This is a genomic window from Parvibaculum sp. (assembly GCF_039973015.1).
Lineage (GTDB): Bacteria > Pseudomonadota > Alphaproteobacteria > Parvibaculales > Parvibaculaceae > Parvibaculum.
On the sequence record NZ_JBDWLT010000010.1, the window covers coordinates 494,666 to 512,489 of the forward strand.

Sequence of the window (17,824 nt, forward strand, 5' to 3'; positions counted from 1 at the left end):
CTTACTCGGCTGCGCGCCGGGTACTGTTCCCCACATCATCGTTCCAGTCCTGCGATGCTTCGCGCCGTGCCTTGCGCTTTTCCCTGATGACGGATGGCGCTGCAAGCAGCACCGGTACAAGGACGAGCGTGAGCAGCGTCGAGAATCCGAGGCCGAAAATGATCGCGGTCGAAAGCTGGACCCACCAGACCGATACAGGGCCACCAATCACGATATCGCGCGAGATGAAATCGAGATTGATCTGAAGCGCCATCGGTAACAGGCCGAGCATGGTTGTAATGGTCGTCAGCATGATGGGGCGGAGGCGCTGGCCCGCTGTACGCAGCACGGCCTCCACTGCGTCCATCGAATCCTCCCGCAGCCGCTGATAAGTGTCGATCAGAACGATCGAGTTGTTCACGACGATACCCGCAAGCGCGACGATGCCCGTGCCGGTCATGATCACGGAGAACGCCTGCCCCGTCACGACCATGCCGATCAGCACACCGATCGTGGAAAGAACGACCGTCGAAAGCGTCAGAGCGGAATGATAGAAGCTGTTGAACTGCGTCAGCAGGATGATGAACATGAGAAATAGCGCAGCAATAAGCGCGCCGCCGAGGAATGACGCCGACTCTGCCTGTTCTTCATTTGCACCGCGAAACTTCACTTTCACGGCCGGATCAATCTTCTGCTGAGAAATCCATGCGGAAATCTCACTGACTTTCTCGTCCACGTTGATCTTCTCTCCCGTGGCCGGGTCGACCGCCGTGTTGGCCTTGATCATGATGCGGCGAAAGCCGTTGATCCGCTCAATGGTGCTTACCTGCGGTTGCGCCTCGCGATGCACGAAGTTCGAGATCGGAACGAGCCCGGATGAGGTCTGCACACGCAGCTGATCGAGCTGATCGAGCACTCGATAGTTGTCAGGGAAACGCGCGCGGATATCGACTTCGTCTTGCGCATCGTCCGGCCTGTAATCGCCGATCATGATGCCGTTGGTGACGAGCTGAATGACAGCCCCAACGGACGTCACATCTGCGCCAAACCGTCCGGCCATTTCGCGATCGACGGTCATCACCCATTCAACACCGGGCAAGGGTCTTCCGTCCTCGACGTCGATAAGGCCCTCCACCTCACTATCGAGATGCGCCCGAATGATTGAGGTGGTTTCGAGCAGCTTCTGGTAGTCGGTCGAGGTCAGCTCGACCTGGATATCCTTGCCGGTCGGCGGCCCGTCTTCCTGCTTGCGCAGTTCAACCTTGATACCGGGGATCGATTTCGTCTGCTGGCGAATGTCCTCAAGAATAACGGCACCTTTCCGCCGTTCCTCATAAGGCTTCAGCTCGATCATCATCTGGGCAATGAGATCTTTGGGAACGTCATTGCGGCCTGATGAGCCACTGCCGAGACCGGGGCCCGTCCGGGTAAAGACGGTTGCAACGCCGTCCGTATCGAGCACGATCTGCTCCACGTCACGCGCCAGCGTCAACGTGTCTTGGGCGGAAAGGTTGCCGCGCGCGCTGACGAGTACGATGGCGCGTTCCGGTTCGGTGTTCACGAAGAACTCGACGCCGTTATTGAACGTTGAGAACAGAACAATGGTGGTGACAAGTACACCCCCCGTCACGGCCAGCACACGCCCGGGATACCTGATCAAGCGGTCGAGGAATCGCACGTAGGAGCCGGTGAGCCCGGACAGCGAACGAATGTCGCCGGTCTCGGCACCGGCTAACTGCTTCAAGACCTCATTGTTCTCGGTTTCCGCCTTGCCAAAGATCGTACCCATCGCGGGCACGAAGATCAGGGCTGTCAGTAGCGAGGCGGAAAGCACCACAATCAATGTGATCGGGAGATAACTCATGAACTTGCCACTTACGCCGGGCCACAGCAGCATGGGTAGAAAAGCTGCAAGGGTTGTCGCAGTGGATGAGGCAACTGGCCAGAACATGCGCTTGGAGGCAAGTGTGTAGGCTTCGCGTCTGTCGAGTCCCTCCGACATCTTCCGGTCGGCATATTCCACAACGACGATGGCACCATCGACCAGCATGCCTACGGCGAGCAGCATACCGAACATCACCATCATGTTGATGGTGTAGCCGGCGGAAGCGAGGAAGAAGAAACCGATCATGAAGGAAGTCGGGATGGCAATGCCGACCAGCATGGCTGAACGAAGGCCGAGCGCGGCAACGACGACGATCATGACGAGAACGATCGCTGCCATGATGGATGATTGCAGCGAGCCGAGAGAGCGGAAAATCCAGTCGGAAGCATCAAGCGTGAAATTCACATGGATGGCCTCCGGCCAGTCTTCTGTGAACTCCGACACGACCTGCCGGACCTGCGTGTTGTTGTTGATGATATTCGTGCCAATGCGCTTCGTGATTTCAATGGCAATGGCTTGATGCCCGTTGAAACGGGCATAACCGTCTGCATCCTTGAAGGTGCGGCGAATGTCGGCGATATCGGAAAGCGTGACGACACCTTCCCCGGAGACCTTCACGGGCAGGTTGAGAACGTCTTCGCGGTCCTCGAAGAGCCCGGGCACCTTGACCGAGAACCGGCCCTGACCGGTATCGATATTGCCTGCCGCGATCAGGCGGTTGTTCTGCTGAACGACGTTGATCAGTTCGCTCTGCGAAACATTGTAGGATTCGAGCTTCGCCGGGTCGATCACGACTTCCAGAAGTTCATCGCGGTGGCCCACAAGCTCCGCCTGGAGAACGGTCGGAACACCTTCGATCTCGTCCTTAAGCCGCCGAGCGGCGTTGTAAAGCGTTCGCTCCGGGACTTCGCCGGATAACGTGACGATGAGAACAGGGAACAGAGCTGCGTTGAACTCCCGGACGATGGGTTCTTCCGTGTCGCCCGGAAGTTTTGCGCGAGCAAGGTCGACCTTTTCGCGCACGTCTTGCAGTGCGGCGTCCTTGTCAAAATTCACGTCGAACTCGAGCAGGATACCGGCATGACCTTGAGAAGCGATTGCCGTGATGTCTTCGAGCCCTTCAAGCGAGCGAAGTTCCGTCTCCATCGGACGAATGAGCAACCGCTCGGCATCCTCCGGGGAGATGCCCTGATGAATGATCGAGACATAGAAGATCGGAATCGGAATATCCGGGTCGGCTTCCTTCGGGATCGAGATGAAGGAAATGATGCCGGCCGCGACCAGCAACACCATTGACGTCAGGACGGTGCGCGAATGTCCGAGAGCGGCTTCGATAAAGGAGTTCACAGCGTCGCTCCAACCTGGTTGCCGGTCACGGCCTCGACCTTCTGTCCTTCCTTGACGTAATCCTGTCCGACCGTGATCAACGTGATCTTCTCGGGTAGGCCGGTTACCCAAAGGCCATCCGGCGTATCGTCCACGAGGGTCACGCGCTTGAACTCGACTTGCTGGTTCGCATTGACCGTGCGTATGCCGATTACGCCATTGTCATCAAGGGTGATGACACCGCTCGGAATCCGGTGCGCCATGATTTCCTTGCCGGGAACGATAATTTCGGCGGTGACGCCCGAACGCATAGACAGGTCTTCGTTGGGGACTTCGAGTTCGACCCGGAAAGTACGGGTCGCGGGATCAGCGGTTTTCGCCACGAATCGGATGGTGCCTTCCGCCGTCTCGCCGGTGACGAGCCTTGCGTTGCCGACCTCGCCTATCTGGAGCGAGGCAACACGGTCTTCCGCGACCTGACCCACGATGAGAAGGGGATTCAACTCGACCACAAGCCCGCAGGTGTCGCCCACGCGCATATAGTCGCCAACTTCCACGGGGCGGCTGTCGAAGACGCCGTCGAACGGCGCTTTGATCTTCGTTTGCCCCATTTCGACCTGCATCTGCTTCAGACGTGCCTGAGCGGCGTCAAAAGCTGCCTTTGACCCGGCGGCGACTGTGGGTGCGCGGTAGCCTTTTTCTGCGAGTTGCCGGGAGGCGTCATATTCGAGCTGCCGTTGTTTCACCAGTGCCTGGGCTTCGGCAAGCTGCGCACCGCGGGCATTAGGAGCGAGTTCGCAAAGAACGTCGCCTTCGGAAACGCGTTCGCCTTTCTCGACCGGAAGCTTTGCCACCGTTCCTTGCGTTTCCGCACGGACCTCGACGGCGCGTTTGGCTTCGGTGCGCCCGCGAACAATGATGGAGCCGCGCCGCATGGTTGCGGTGGATTCGGCAACGCGAACACGCGCAGCTTCGGTGTTTGCGGCGTCCTGCTCGGCTGCTGTGAGGCTCGAGCCCGTATTCTCTTTCCCGCTGAAAATACCCGTCGCGAACCACAATGCGATCAGGACGGCAATGCCGATCGCTACGAAATGCGAGCGGTGAAGACGTCCGCTAGTTGTTTTTTCAACTTGTTCTTTGATCCGGTCAAACATGCGCTTCTTCTTCGGTTGCGATCTCTTCGATCAGATGCCGTTTATTTTCGAGAAAGTCGATGGAGGCGGAATAGATCGCGTATCCATATTGCCGGGCGAAATCCATGCCGGGGGTATCTTCCGCGTCTGGTTGCGAAAGCTCGATGAGCTTTTCTTTCAGTGCTGCAAGCCGGTGGTCCATCATGGTGCGGACGCGATTGCGCGGGAGAAGATGCGCAAAGAGCAGGGTAAAAAGAAACTCCGAGCGGAATTTGTCGTCGGCAATCGGCTGCTGTAGCGCCTCGCGGAGCTTCAACCGGCCTTTTTCTGTGAGGGAATAGATTTTCTTGTCCGGGCGGCGTTCTTGCGCTTCCGCCTTGCAGGTTACGAGCCCTTCTTCCGTCAGCCGCATCAACGCCGGATAGATCGAGCCATAGCTCGCGTCAAGGAAATGGCTAAATGGCCCATCCTCAAACATCTTGTTGATTTCGTAGCCGGTGGCGTCGCCGAAAACGAGCGCGCCGAGGCAGAGGGTCGTGACTTGCATAGGGTAATTCCTGGCCGGCGGTCTGCCGGGTATATAGTGCCGATATATCGGCGCTATATATGTGAACCACGGGTCAACATCCAAGACCGGCGGGCGGTATTTTCCTTGGGGAAACCGTATTTTTGTGCAGTGCGGCACAGAAGTCACACAGTCTTGGCGATGCAGGAAACCGCAAAAATAAACTCCATAATCCTTCTTCGGAAAAATTGGGATCGGCAGCGACCGTCATCAAGGGCGCTCGTATTCCTGTGCAAATTTTCCTTCAGATATGGCTTCTCAGGGAGCAAGGGCACTCAAAAGCAGGCGTCTGTAGAGCCGCTCTTTCAAGCAACAGGGATTTGAAAGCCCCATTCGTTCGAGGTGTCTCTGGGTGCTGGCGGATTCCGGCCCTCCACGAAGCATGAGCTTTGCCAGATCGCTTCTGGAAGCGTTGCTCAGCCGGGCGAGGGCGGGCATCAGTGCAACTTCGGTTTCGGTAAAATCGCTACCGAAGGGGAAGAGCGGCAAGTGCCCTGCTTCCCGCGTCTCACTAAGCGCAGCTTCCAGGTGCGCGGGCGTATTGTGGCGCTGTCTTTCCGGGATTTCGTAATTGGCTGCGATCTTGCCGGACTTCTTCGCCTGTTCAAGCAGCTCCGCTTGAAAGCGGGAATCCGCGACGGAAAGCATTTCGGCGACCACATCGCCATCTGTCTTTCCCCGCAGATCCGCAATGCCATATTCCGTCACCACGATGTCGCGCAGATGCCGCGGGATGGTGGTGTGGCCATAGGAAAAGACGATGTTCGATACCGTCTCGCCTTTTTTGCTGCGCGTTGCGCGCACGGTGATGATCGAGCGCGCATCCTCGAGTGCAAAGGCCTGCGCGACGAAATTATACTGACCGCCCACGCCGCTCACCACACGCCCGTCCTCCAACCCGTCGGATATGACGGCGCCTGTCAGCGTCGCCATCATCGCGGTATTGACGAATCGTGCCTTCGTGCGTGCTGCGCGCTTGCGCTCTTCATCGCCATGCAGGTCGTTTACGAAAGAAACGGGCACCATCGAAATGCGGGCGCGCTCCTTTGGCGTCATCTCCCGCAAGCGCCGATAGAGCGATGTGGATCCAAGAAAGAAGCCGCCATGCACGAGTACACCGTCGACCTCGCGTTTCAGGACATCCGCCTCAATGAGGTCGATGAAGCACTCGACCAGCATTTCGCTGGCGCCATAGAGCCCTTCCTTGAAAGGTACTCGCTCCGGTCCCCGCACATTCAAAGTAGAGGCGATTGCCGCAAAGACTTCATTGTTCTGATGACGCAATACCAGCGCCTGTCCAATGGCGTCCCCGATCGAGCCTATGCCGATCTGGAGCGTTCCGCCATCGGGTACGAGGCTGGCGACATGAACCCCGATTGCATAGTCAGCCAGCGATACCGGCTCGCGTGGCGGAGCGAAGAGAGGAAACTGAAGCGCTTCGTTATCGAGAAGAAAGTCGAACTCGGTTGCCTCGACTTCCGCTTCGCCACCCATATAGGGCAGCGCCCGATTTGTCTCGCCAGCACAGATGAAATCGGCCCTCCCCTCGCGTCGGGCCTTCAACAAGTCGACTGTTATGTCGGGATTTGAACTCAGGCTGAAATGGTCGCGGGAAGCCGACGGCGCAACCAGCTGGCCCACGACATTGACATTTCTCTCCAGGACATAGCGCAGCGCATGGGTGTAGTTGGCGGAAATATAATTCTGCTGTTGCAGCGGCGAGTTGAGCCAACGCCCGGCCTGCATGAAGAATTCATTGACCTCGATATTGGGCGGCAGTGCACCGGCGTGGAGCGCCTTCGCATAGACAAGGTCAGGATAGCCCTTGAACAACCTTTCTAGTACGGGGCCCATGAAGCGCCGCTCCAGGTCGCTTGAAGGGCGCGGCACTTCCAGCGTCAGAGCGGTAAAAATTTGAAGGGAAATCGAGGGGTCATCAATGGCGCGGCGGACCAGCGCATTTGTCAGATGGTTCGGCTTGCCGAGACCGAGCGGCAAAGCTATGACGATCTTTTTGCCCACCCGTGAGATAACTGCATCCGCAAGGGCAGTGGCATCGTCAAAAGTCATGGGCGAGCTGGACAAGGCTTTTTCTTACCGGATTCTGGGGCTGCTCCGCTTTGCTCTTCAGTCTATCAGCCGCCTGTCCGGCTCGCACCCGCTTCCCCGCAGGCCGGATCAGAAATTTGCCGTCTGCGCTTGCCCAGCCGCACGACCTCCCTGGGTACCGTGAAGCGCCAGCTCTTCCGGCGAGAAGTCGTCCACAGCTATAACCTCAGCCACGGCTTTCCGGTAGTCGGTAATCTTATGTGCATCTGCGGCGGTGATATCGCCACTGGCGACCGCAGCCTCCGGGTCCTCGATACGGGCCTTGTGCATGGCCTCTCGCGCTTTACTGGTGAGAACAGAAAGACTGAAAGCGCCTTCGAGTTTAGCCACTGCCCCGCCTTCCCGGCCCAGATGGAGCCCATCCGTCAGCCGGTCTCGGCTCGCGGATGGCGCCATGAGGATTTCGGCGCATTCCATGGTGATCTTGTCTTTCGGGCCACGAGTGCGCGCACCGAAGGGCTGGATGATGACCTTGCAGAGGGCAGCAACAAGCCGGTTCGGCAGGTTTGCAAACAATTCGGCAAAGCGCTGATCTATGGTTGCGAGGCCTGCATCCATGCAATAGGCGAGAAGCGGCAGGTCTTCCTTCTGGCGACCTTCATCTTCCCAGCGCTTAAGTGCTGCGGAAAGGAAATAGAGTTCCGAGAGAATATCCCCCAGCCTGGCAGACAGCATTTCCTTGCGCTTCAGGGCGCCGCCGAGTGTCAGCAGTGCAAAATCGGATAGAAGGGCAAATCCCGCCGCGCGCCGGGAAAGTTGCCGATAGTAGCGGCTGGCCTTACCTGCCTTGGGTGAAGGAGAGATAAGCCCGCCTGACCAGTTGCGAATGAAGGCGCGTCCCGCTGTCTTCAGGCCGCGCCCCACATGCGCCCAGAAGGCCTCATCGAATTTTGCAAGCGCCTCCTCGCGATCATCCTCTTCCAGCGCTTCCATTTCCTTCAGCAAGTAAGGATGTGCGCGGATCGCGCCCTGCCCGAAAATAATGAGATTACGTGTGAGGATATTTGCGCCCTCGACCGTGATACCGACAGGCACGGCGCGGTAGAGATTGCCGAGATAATTGTTCGGTCCGTCGATGACCGCTTTGCCCGCATGAACATCCATTGCGTCATTCACGGCCTGACGCATCCGCTCGGTTGCATGAGCTTTCATGATGGCTGAAATAACGGCGAGCTTCCGCCCGCTGTCGAGCCCCGCACAAGTGAGCCGCCTCGCCGCATCGAGCTGATAAGCGGTGGCGGCGATCGCGCCCATGCGTTCCTGCACACCCTCGAACTTGCCAATGGAAATGCCGAACTGCTCGCGGATACGCGCATAGGCCCCGGTCGTCCGGGCAGAGAAAGCGGCAGCGGCCGCCGATAGGGAAGGCAGTGAAATGCCACGGCCCGCGGCAAGCGCCGACATCAGCATCTTCCAGCCTTTGCCGACCTGTGCTTCTCCGCCGATTACATGGTCGAGCGGGATGAAAACGTCTTCGCCCTTGGTCGGCCCGTTCTGGAACATCTGGAAAGAGGGAAGATGACGCCGTCCCGTGACGACGCCGGGAAGATCCGTCGGCACGAGCGCGACGGTGATGCCGAGCTCATCCTCATCGCCAAGCAGGTGCTCCGGGTCTCGCAATTTGAACGCGAGGCCGAGAACCGTTGCCACTGGTGAGAGCGTGATGTAGCGCTTGTGCCAGTTGAGGCGGATGCCGAGAACCTCCTCGCCTTTCCATGTACCCCGGCAGATAACACCGGTATCGACCATGGAGGCGGCATCGGATCCTGCTTCCGGGCTCGTAAGGCCGAAGCAGGGGATTTCCTCGCCGCGGGCAAGCCGGGGTAGCCAGTATTCGCGCTGCTCGTCCGTCCCGAATTGCATCAGGAGTTCGCCGGGCCCGAGCGAGTTCGGCACCATGACGGTGACGGCTGCCGTCGCCGAGCAGCTGGAGATCTTGCGAATAACCTCGGAATGCGCGAAGGCCGAGAATTCCAGCCCGCCATATTTCTTCGGCACGATCATGCCGAAGAAGCGGTTCTGACGAATGAAATCCCAGACTTCAGGAGAAAGATTTCCGTCTTCCCAGGTAATCTTCCAGTCGTCGAGCATGCTGCAAAGCTCTTCGACCGGGCCGTCCATGAAGGCCCGCTCTTCGGAAGTGAGCTCGGGTTTTGGTGTATTGAGCAGCACTTGCCAGTCGGGGTCGCCGGTGAAGAGGTTGGCCTCCCACCAGACATCGCCCGCTTCCAGCGCTTCCTGCTCCGTTGCCGACATTGTCGGAAGTGCGCGCTGAGCCCATCCGAAGATCGGCTTTGTCAGCCGTTTTTTGCGAATTTCCTGCCAATCCATGTCTATTGATCTCGGCCGTGGAGAACGCAAGTCAAGACGTGCCCTGGGAATTTCTTTCTATTCCGCGCCTTCCATCGGTCGGGGCCGCATCGGGTCGCTGGCTTCCGGCGCCATCTCCTGTTCCAGGCGGCGCTTTGTATCGCCGGGCGAACCGGTTCGCCGGGCCAGCAACTGATAGGTGACGGGCACCACGAAAAGTGTGAAGGCGGTGGTGGCAATGACGCCGGAGAAGATGACGACGCCAATGGCGGCCCTTGTCTCCGCGCCGGCGCCGAAGGAGAGGATAAGCGGCACGGCTCCCGCCGCCGTCGTGATGGCTGTCATCAGGATCGGACGGAGACGAATACCGGCAGCTTCGATCAATGCGTCGTGAAACCCGCGGCCTTCGTCACGCAGCTGGTTAGCGAACTCCACAATGAGAATGCCGTTCTTTGCCGCGAGACCGATCAGCATGATGAGACCGATCTGCGTGTAGAGATTGATCGTTCCGCCCGTGAGCCAGATGCCGAGAAGCCCGCCGGCGATGGCGAGCGGTACCGTTGTGATGATGATGATCGGGTGAATAAAGCTTTCGAACTGTGCAGCAAGCACGAGAAAGACCACGACGAGACCCAGAACGAATATGAAGGCAAGCGCGCTTCCGGACTTGACCAGATCCAGCGATTGGCCGCGATAGTCGATCGTAACACCGGCCGGCAGCTTCTCCCGGGCAAGTCCTTCGAGGTAGTCGAGCGCTTCACCAAGCGTATAGCCATCCGCAAGGGCCGCCTCGATGGTGATGGCACGTACGCGATTGTAGCGGTTGAGGCTGGATGGGCCCGCCATTTCGCTCACTGTTACGAGATTCGCGAGCGGAATGAGCTCGCCCGACCGCTCGGAGCGCACGAAAAGATTGCTCATGTCGCTCGGCGTGCGTTGGCCCGCGCGTTCGCCCTCGAGGATAACGTCGTACTCCTCGCCATCCTCGATGAAGGTCGTCACCCGGCGAGAGCCAAAAACCGTCTCGAGCGTCCGCCCGATATTGTTCACGGTTACGCCGAGGTCGCCAGCGTTGTTCCGGTCGATTTCGACGCGAAGCTGCGGCTTGGTTTCCTTGTAGTCATTGTCGATGCCGGTGAGTCCGGGGTTGTTTTCAGCAATGGCGGCGAGGAGAATATCACGCCATTCCCGGAGCTCTTCATAGGTTCCGCCGCCGAGGACGAATTGCACCGGCTTCGATGTGCCGCCTCCGAAACCCCGTCGCATCACAGGCGAGGTGGTGACGCCAGGCAGATCGGCCGTGCGAGCCTTCACATCGTCCATGATTTCCCAGGCGGAGCGGCGCTCGCTCCAGTCGTTCAGCACGGCGACGACGATACCGGTATTGAACGTGGCGCCGCCGCCGAAAGAGCGTGGCGCACGGACGAGCAATCGGTTGATTTCGCCATTCTCGACCAGCGGCATCATCCGGTCTTCGATCTCGTCCATATAGGCCTCGATATAGGTGTAGGACGCCCCCTCTGGCGCGTTCACCATCACGAAAAAGGCGCCCCGGTCTTCCTGCGGCGCATATTCCGAAGGAAGTATCGTGAAAAGCCCATAGGCCAGAACGGCAAGGACGCCGAGTAGGCTGAACATGAGCGCCGGTCGATGGAGCGTCCTTTCGAGCGATGAGGCATACCAATTCTGTGCTTTCTCGAAAGCTTTATCCACTGCGATATTGAAACGCGTGTGATTGGAGGTCGGCTTCAGGATCTTCGAGGAGAGCATTGGCGAAAGGCTCAGCGCGACGAGACTCGAAAAGGCGACGGCCGCCGACATGGTTATCGCGAACTCCGAGAACAGCCGCCCAACCGACCCTTCGATGAAAGCCAGCGGCAGAAAGACCGAAATCACGACGATCGTGGTTGCGATGACGGCGAAGCCGACCTGCCTCGCGCCGTTGAAAGCCGCGACGAGCGGCGTCTCGCCTGCTTCCATGCGGCGATAGATATTTTCAAGCACCACGATTGTGTCATCGACAACGAGCCCGATGGCAAGAACGAGCGCCAGCAGGGTCAGCAGATTGACGGAAAAGCCGAGCATATAGAGAACGAGGAAGGTCGCGATGACCGACACGGGCACGGTGACCGCGGGCACAAGTGTTGCGCGTGCACTGCCGAGAAAGACAAAGATCGTCAGAACCACGAGGAAGATCGCGATGCCAAGCGTCTTGTAAACTTCGCTGATCGCCGACTCGATGAATACACTGGTGTCGTAGCTCTGCTTCAGCGCCATTCCTTCAGGCAGTGAGGACGCCATGCGTGCCGCCTGGGCCTTGACGCCGTCCGTCACGGTGATCGTATTTGCCGTCGACTGCTTGATGATGCCGACGCCGATCATCTTCACTTTGTTTCCGCGAAAGAAAGTTCTGTCCTCGGCGGCCATGCGTTCGACACGCGCGACATCGCCAAGCCTCACCAGATAGCCGTCTTCACCTTGAGAGAGGACAAGTTCGCGAAAATCCTTTGGCGTCTTGAAGCTGCGTTCGACGCGAGTCGTAAATTGTCGTTGTGCGGATTCAATATTGCCTGCGGGAAGCTCGACATTCTCCGCGATCAGCGCCTGCTCGACATCACCAACCGTCAATCCGCGTGCCGCCAGTGCATTCCGGTCCAGCCATATCCGCATGGCATAGCTGCGTTCACCGCTAAGTCTTACCCGGGCCACCCCGTCAAGCGTCGAGAAACGGTCGACAAGATGGCGTTCCGCATAATCCGTCATCTCCAGAACGCTCATGCGGTCGCTCACGAGGTTGAGCCACATGATGACGTCGTCGCTTGAGTCTTCCTTGCGGATGTCGGGCGGATCGGCCTCTGCGGGGAGGTCGTCCACGATTCCCGATACGCGGTCGCGTATGTCGTTCGCGGCGGCATCGACGTCTCGTCCCGGGTTGAACTCGATGGTTATGCGCGAGCGGCCATCTTGGCTGGAGGACTCGATGTAGGAGATACCCTCGATTCCTGCGATGCGTTCTTCGACGGGTTCTGTAATGCGTGTCTCGATGACGGCCGCAGCAGCACCGCGATAGTCGGTGGTGATCGAGACGATGGGCGGATCGATATCTGGATATTCGCGAAGGGGCAGGCGGTCAAAGGCGACAAGACCGAACGCGACGAGCAACAGGCTGATGACGGCGGCAAAAACCGGCCTTGTAACGGAGATGTCCGAAAGCTTCATACCCGCCTCGTTAGCGCACGGTTGTGGTTTCGTCGGTCAGCCCGCCCAGCGTTTTGATGGCCCCCTGCTCTTCCATGATGTGGACAGGCTGCCCGTCGCGAAGCTGCATGGTGCCATGCGTGACGACGCGTTCGCCTTCGCTGAGGCCGTTCAATATCTCGACTTCCCCGAAGCGGCGCGCGCCCGTGTGAACTTCGCGGCGGAGGGCGACGGGGCTTTCTCCTCCATCGATTACAAAGACGAAATTCTGTGTGCCGACCGGAATGAGGGCTTCTTCGGGGATGATCAGCGCCTGTCGCGGGTTTCGCAGAAGCTGGACTGTCATCAGAAGGCCCGGCTTCAATGCATGGTCGGGATTGTCGATCAGGGCGCGGGCGGTAAAGGAGCGTGTTACAGGGTCGACCTTGCTCGAGACGCTCCGGATTTCGCCCCTGAACTGGGTGTCGGGCAGCGCCGTGGTGGCCGCGACGATGTCGAGGCCGGGCCGGATCGTTGCGAGGTAGGCGGCGGGAACGGTGAAGTCGAGCTTGATGGGATCGAGGTCATCGAGCGTTGTGATGACGCTACCGGGCGTCACGAGGGTGCCGACACTGATATTGCGAAGGCCCACAATGCCATCGAAGGGCGCCCGGATTTCGCGGTCGGAAAGGCGTGCTGCCGCGGCATCGCGGTTTGCTTCCGCTTCGCGCAGCGCGGCAAGGCGCTCTTCGAGCTGTGCGGTTGTCGTATATTGGCGGCTTTCAAGCTCGCGCGCCCGTTGATAGGCCGTCTTGCGTTCACTGAGAACCGCTTCCGCCGCAGCGAGCGCGGCGCGCTGTTCCGTGCGCTGGAGTGCGACGAGGAGATAGCCTTTCTCGACTTCCTGCCCGTCCTCGAAGTGGATCTCGACGATCTTGTCCGACACATTCGCGGTGACCGTTACGCTCTCATTGGCAAAGGTTGTGCCGAGCGCTTCCACCCTGTCGACAAAGCCATCGCTTTTCACCGAGGTGACGATGACATTCTGCGGTTCGTCCTCTGCTTGCGCGGGCAGGGCAAACAGCATGAAGGCAAGGGCGAGGGGTATCAGAGGGCGCATGGGCGCTCCGGCAAATACGCGATTCAAACAGGTCATAGTGGCACGGTGTGTCGACACGAGGATGACAATAGCCTCAACTTGTACGCTAGTCCGCCGCTTTCGGTTCTGAACCGTGCGAACGGACGCCGGAAAACTTCACTTTTCCGTGTAGGGCGGCACGATGGCGGGCCGCGCGCCGCTTCTTGAGATCGACAGGCTGAGCAGGATCGCCGGTATGAGGCCGAGCAGCACGATCATCAGCGCGGCAGTGCTGGCTTCACCGAGCTTTTCGTCGGAGGCGAGGCGGTAGGTGCGTGTCGCCAGCGTCTCGAAGTTGAAGGGGCGGAGAAGAAGCGTTGCCGGCAACTCTTTCATTACGTCGATAAAGACGATGAGGGCCGCGCTTGCGAGGGCGCCACGCAGCAGGGGCACGTGGACGGCGGAAAGAACACGGTGCGGGGTGGCCCCGAGGCTTCGTGCGGCGGCATCGAGTGTCGGATGGATTTTTTCGAGCCCGCTATGCGTGGCGTTGTAGGCCGCAGTCAAAAAGCGCGCCACATAGGCAAAGACTAGCCCCGCGACCGATCCGGTGAGGATAAGTCCGGGTGAAAACCCGAGCCCTTCAACGGCATCCGCGAAGGCATGATCGATCCCTGTCGAGAGCGTAAGAATGCCGATGGCGATCATCGCGCCGGGTAGCGCATAGCCGAGCGTCGCAAGACGGATCGACACGCGGTTGAAACGCGTCGGATGCAATCTCTCGCCATAGGCAAGCAGAAGAGCCAATGCGGTCGCAAGGGCGGCGGCCAGGGCGGCCACGAGCAGACTGTTCCGGGCGAAGTCGAGGAAGTTGCGGCCGAGCATCGGGTCGCCTTCGATGATGGCGTAGCGCAGCAGAACCGCCACGGGGACGACGAAGCCGAGAATGACCGGCAACGCGCAGGCAATGGTGATGGCTGGGCCCGCCAGCGGTCCGAGTTTGCGGGGCGCGGGCGCCATGTCGCGCGATAGCGGATTGGCCACGCGGCCCCGCCGTCCCGCAACCTCGATGAAGACAAGCGCAATGGCAAAAATGAACAGCCAGGCAGCGATCTGGGCGGCGGAGAGTGCATCGCCGAGATTGAACCATGTGCGAAAGATACCGGCGGTGAGCGTGGGGACGGCGAAGTAGTCGACGACACCGAAGTCCGAGATCGTTTCCATCAGCACAAGCGCGAGGCCGCCTGCAATTGCCGGGCGCGCGCAAGGCAGTGCGATGCGCAGAAAGGCGCGCCACGGCTTTGCGCCGAGAATGCGTGCCGCATCGAAAAGGGCGGCGGACTGCCGCTCGAAGGCGGTTCGCGCAAGAAGGTAGACATATGGGTAGAGAACGAGACTCAGCATCACGGCCGCACCTGGCAGGGAGCGTACCGGGGGAAAGTAGTAATCCCCGACATGCCAGCCGGTGATACCTCTGAGTGCGCTTTGCACAGGCCCGGCGAAGGAAAGAAGGTCCGTATAGACATAGGCGACGATATAGGCGGGTGTCGCAAGTGGCAGGACGAGCGCCCAGTTGAAGAAGCGGCGGCCGGGAAACCGCGTGGAAACGGTGAGCCATGCCGTGCCGACACCGATGAAGGCGGTCATCGCGGCGACGAGCGCCATGAGCTGCAACGTATTGAAGATATAGCCCGGAAGAACGGTCGAACGCAGATGGGCCCAGTTCTCGCTCGCCGGCGCCGTGAGGCTCCAGAGCACCGTGAGAGAGGGGGCGAGCACGATCAGCGCAATGACGAGCGCGGTGAGCGTCCAGCCCGAACCAAGCCGCAATTTCACCCTTTCCCCGAAACGCGCGCCCCCGGGGTGGCGATCTTTTTCCGTGACTGACATGGGCTTGTTGTGACAAATACCGCGACGGGCGGCAAAGTAATTTTGCTACGCATTCGCACGATATGCGGCAGAAAAGCCCGGTCTCGAGAGGTGTTTTTGATGTCTTTGGCCTTCCGCAATGTCGGCCACAGCTATGGCGGCCATCGGGTGCTGTCCGGCGTGTCGCTGGAAGCACGCCCGGGCGAGATCCTTTGCCTGCTGGGGCCGTCGGGAAGCGGCAAAACGACCTTGCTCAGGCTTGCTGCGGGGCTGGAGGCGCTGCAGGAGGGAAGCATCGACCTTGGCGGTGCGCGGCTTGCCGCACCGGGCCGGGACGTGCCGCCCGAGAAGCGTTCCTTTGGCATGGTGTTTCAGGACCATGCGTTGTTCCCGCATCTGAGCGTCGCGGAAAACATAGCCTTCGGCCTCGCCGGAAAGCCGAAAGGCGAAATTCAGGACATTGTCGCGAGCCGCTTGAAGTCTGTCGGGCTTGCAGGCTTCGAGAGCCGTTATCCCCATACGCTGTCGGGCGGACAGCAGCAGCGGGTCGCCTTGGCGCGCGCGCTTGCGCCCTCGCCCGCGGCCATGCTGCTCGACGAGCCCTTTGCGAGCGTCGATGTGACGCGCCGCCGCGAGCTGAGAGAAGAAGCCCGCCGCGCGCTCAAAGACGCCGGTGTCGTGACGCTGGTGGTGACGCACGATCCTGACGAGGCGATGGAAATCGCCGACCGGATCGCCGTGATGGAAGGCGGGCAGATCGCCCAGTGCGCAACGCCCGACGAGCTCTATGCGAACCCCGCAAGTGCTTTGGTGGCCTCGCTTTTCGGCGAGGCGCAGCGGTTTCCGGCCGTAATCGATGACGGGGCAGCGGTGACGGCCTATGGCTCCTTGCCGGCTGAAAACTTCAGCCAGGGCATGGCGGCCGAGGTGATCGTGCGGCCCGAAGCCGTGAGCCTGGAACTTGCCAATGGCGCAAACGACGCCTTCCGCATCGGCGATATCCGGTTTCTCGGGCGGGACTGGCTGATCCTCCTGTCGAGCGAGGGCTTCCCGAACCTCGAACCGCTTCGCGCCCGCGTCGATGAGCTTGATGGCTTTGCCATTGGCGAGGCCGTTTCCGTGCGTTTCGATCCCTGCGGAACCTTCGTTTTCGCGGCCTGACGCGACCTTTCGTCCTCTCGGCCTGCTTGCGCGGGGGCTGGTCCTCGGGGTAGGCTCCCGCCTGCAATTGCAAGTCGTTATCAAAAAATTACGGACAGTCCATGTTTCGTCTGCTCACAGCCGTTCTCATCCTTGCCTCTGGTCTTGCTGCCGCCGCCGGTGCGAAAGCCGAGACGCAGGAGGTCAATATCTACTCCGCCCGTCACTACGACACGGACCTCGAACTCTACGACCGCTTCACCGAGGAAACGGGCATAAGCGTAAATCTGATCGAGGGCGGCAGCGACGAGCTGATCGCGCGGATCGAGCGCGAAGGAAAGCAGAGCCCTGCGGATATTCTGGTGACGGTCGATGCGGGCCGGCTGTGGCGCGCGGAGGAGAAGGGGCTCTTCTCGCCGGTGCGCTCCGAGGTGCTGGAATCGCGGATTCCTGCGCATTTGCGCCACCCGGACGGGCTCTGGTTCGGCCTCTCGAAGCGCGCGCGGATCATCATCTACAACAAGGAGATGGGACGCCCGGAGAAGCTCGAGACCTATGACGACCTTGCCGACCCCGTGCATAAGGGCGAGATCTGCATGCGCTCCTCGTCGAACATCTACAACATTTCGCTGCTGGCCTCGCTGATCGAGCATGAAGGCCAGGAAACCGCAGAAAACTGGGCAAAAGGCGTGATGGCGAACCTCGCGCAGCAACCCCAGGGCAACGACACGTCGAACATCAAGGCGGTTGCGGCGGGCGAATGCCGGATTTCCGTGGTGAACACCTATTATATCGGCCGCATGCTCGGCTCGGACGATGCCGCCGATGTGGCGGTCGCGGAGAAGGTGGGCCTCATCTTTCCGAACCAGGATGACCGCGGCACGCATGTAAACATCTCCGGCGCGGGCGTGATGAAATACGCACCCAATCGCGAAAACGCCATTAAATTCATAGAGTTCCTGACCGGGGACTGGGCGCAGAACGCCTTCACCCAGCTGAACCACGAATATACGGCGGTGCCGGGCGTGATGAAGACATCCCCGGTGAAGGGCACAGGCCCCTTCAAGGAAGACGCAATCAATGCGAGCGCGCTGGGTGAAAACCAGGCCGAAGCGGTGCGCATATTCGACCGCGCAGGCTGGCAGTAACGGGGATAAACAGGCCCCGAAACGGGCGGACTGTCACACGAACGTCATCGAAACGTCACAATGTAAAAATGAGCCGGGTACGGATGATTTCCTGCCCGGCTTTTT

At 59.8% G+C, this 17,824-nt stretch carries 10 protein-coding genes; 2 read left to right on the forward strand and 8 right to left on the reverse strand.

The window, feature by feature from the left end; all coding sequences use genetic code 11:
- Position 1 precedes the first annotated feature (1 nt).
- The 8 genes from ABJO61_RS13590 to ABJO61_RS13625 all read right to left on the reverse strand — a co-directional run bounded on the left by ABJO61_RS13590 (position 2) and on the right by ABJO61_RS13625 (position 15,398).
- Complete coding sequence (locus tag ABJO61_RS13590; RefSeq protein WP_348326016.1) at positions 2-3,211, reverse strand: efflux RND transporter permease subunit; 3,210 nt, start codon at positions 3,209-3,211, stop codon at positions 2-4.
- Positions 3,208-4,344 (reverse strand): efflux RND transporter periplasmic adaptor subunit, encoded by a 1,137-nt coding sequence (locus ABJO61_RS13595; RefSeq protein ID WP_348326014.1) that lies wholly within the window; start codon positions 4,342-4,344, stop codon positions 3,208-3,210. Before ABJO61_RS13595 ends, ABJO61_RS13590 begins: the two co-directional genes overlap by 4 nt.
- Entirely contained in the window at positions 4,337-4,870 is a 534-nt protein-coding gene (locus ABJO61_RS13600; RefSeq protein ID WP_348326012.1) for a PadR family transcriptional regulator, read from the reverse strand. Before ABJO61_RS13600 ends, ABJO61_RS13595 begins: the two co-directional genes overlap by 8 nt.
- Positions 4,871-5,146: 276 nt before the next feature.
- Complete coding sequence (locus tag ABJO61_RS13605) at positions 5,147-6,958, reverse strand: acetyl-CoA hydrolase/transferase C-terminal domain-containing protein (RefSeq protein ID WP_348326094.1); 1,812 nt, start codon at positions 6,956-6,958, stop codon at positions 5,147-5,149.
- Positions 6,959-7,066: 108 nt separating this feature from the next.
- Complete coding sequence (locus ABJO61_RS13610) at positions 7,067-9,328, reverse strand: acyl-CoA dehydrogenase (RefSeq protein WP_348326010.1); 2,262 nt, start codon at positions 9,326-9,328, stop codon at positions 7,067-7,069.
- 57 nt (positions 9,329-9,385) lie between these two features.
- The gene (locus tag ABJO61_RS13615; protein WP_348326008.1) at positions 9,386-12,526 is read right to left on the reverse strand and encodes an efflux RND transporter permease subunit; all 3,141 of its coding nucleotides are present in this window, start codon (positions 12,524-12,526) and stop codon (positions 9,386-9,388) included.
- 10 nt (positions 12,527-12,536) lie between these two features.
- A complete protein-coding gene (locus tag ABJO61_RS13620) occupies positions 12,537-13,604 on the reverse strand; it encodes an efflux RND transporter periplasmic adaptor subunit (RefSeq protein ID WP_348326006.1) in 1,068 nt (355 codons plus the stop codon).
- A gap of 135 nt (positions 13,605-13,739) precedes the next feature.
- Positions 13,740-15,398 (reverse strand): iron ABC transporter permease, encoded by a 1,659-nt coding sequence (locus tag ABJO61_RS13625; protein ID WP_348326004.1) that lies wholly within the window; start codon positions 15,396-15,398, stop codon positions 13,740-13,742.
- 153 nt (positions 15,399-15,551) lie between these two features.
- Between ABJO61_RS13625 and ABJO61_RS13630 the strand changes: the two genes are divergently transcribed.
- Together ABJO61_RS13630 and ABJO61_RS13635 are read left to right on the forward strand one after the other, a co-directional pair.
- Positions 15,552-16,592: an ABC transporter ATP-binding protein gene (locus tag ABJO61_RS13630; RefSeq protein WP_348326002.1), complete on the forward strand. Its 1,041-nt coding sequence runs from the start codon at positions 15,552-15,554 to the stop codon at positions 16,590-16,592.
- Between the two features lie 101 nt (positions 16,593-16,693).
- A complete protein-coding gene (locus ABJO61_RS13635) occupies positions 16,694-17,719 on the forward strand; it encodes a Fe(3+) ABC transporter substrate-binding protein (protein WP_348326000.1) in 1,026 nt (341 codons plus the stop codon).
- Positions 17,720-17,824 lie beyond the last annotated feature (105 nt).

Bases quoted from the DNA above. Each gene is read 5' to 3' on its own strand.
- ABJO61_RS13595 (WP_348326014.1), bottom strand. From the start codon at position 4,344: ATGTTTGACCGGATCAAAGAACAAGTTGAAAAAACAACTAGCGGACGT.
- ABJO61_RS13600 (WP_348326012.1), bottom strand. From the start codon at position 4,870: ATGCAAGTCACGACCCTCTGCCTCGGCGCGCTCGTTTTCGGCGACGCC.
- ABJO61_RS13605 (WP_348326094.1), bottom strand. From the start codon at position 6,958: ATGACTTTTGACGATGCCACTGCCCTTGCGGATGCAGTTATCTCACGG.
- ABJO61_RS13610 (WP_348326010.1), bottom strand. From the start codon at position 9,328: ATGGATTGGCAGGAAATTCGCAAAAAACGGCTGACAAAGCCGATCTTC.
- ABJO61_RS13615 (WP_348326008.1), bottom strand. From the start codon at position 12,526: ATGAAGCTTTCGGACATCTCCGTTACAAGGCCGGTTTTTGCCGCCGTC.
- ABJO61_RS13620 (WP_348326006.1), bottom strand. From the start codon at position 13,604: ATGCGCCCTCTGATACCCCTCGCCCTTGCCTTCATGCTGTTTGCCCTG.
- ABJO61_RS13630 (WP_348326002.1), top strand. From the start codon at position 15,552: ATGTCTTTGGCCTTCCGCAATGTCGGCCACAGCTATGGCGGCCATCGG.
- ABJO61_RS13635 (WP_348326000.1), top strand. From the start codon at position 16,694: ATGTTTCGTCTGCTCACAGCCGTTCTCATCCTTGCCTCTGGTCTTGCT.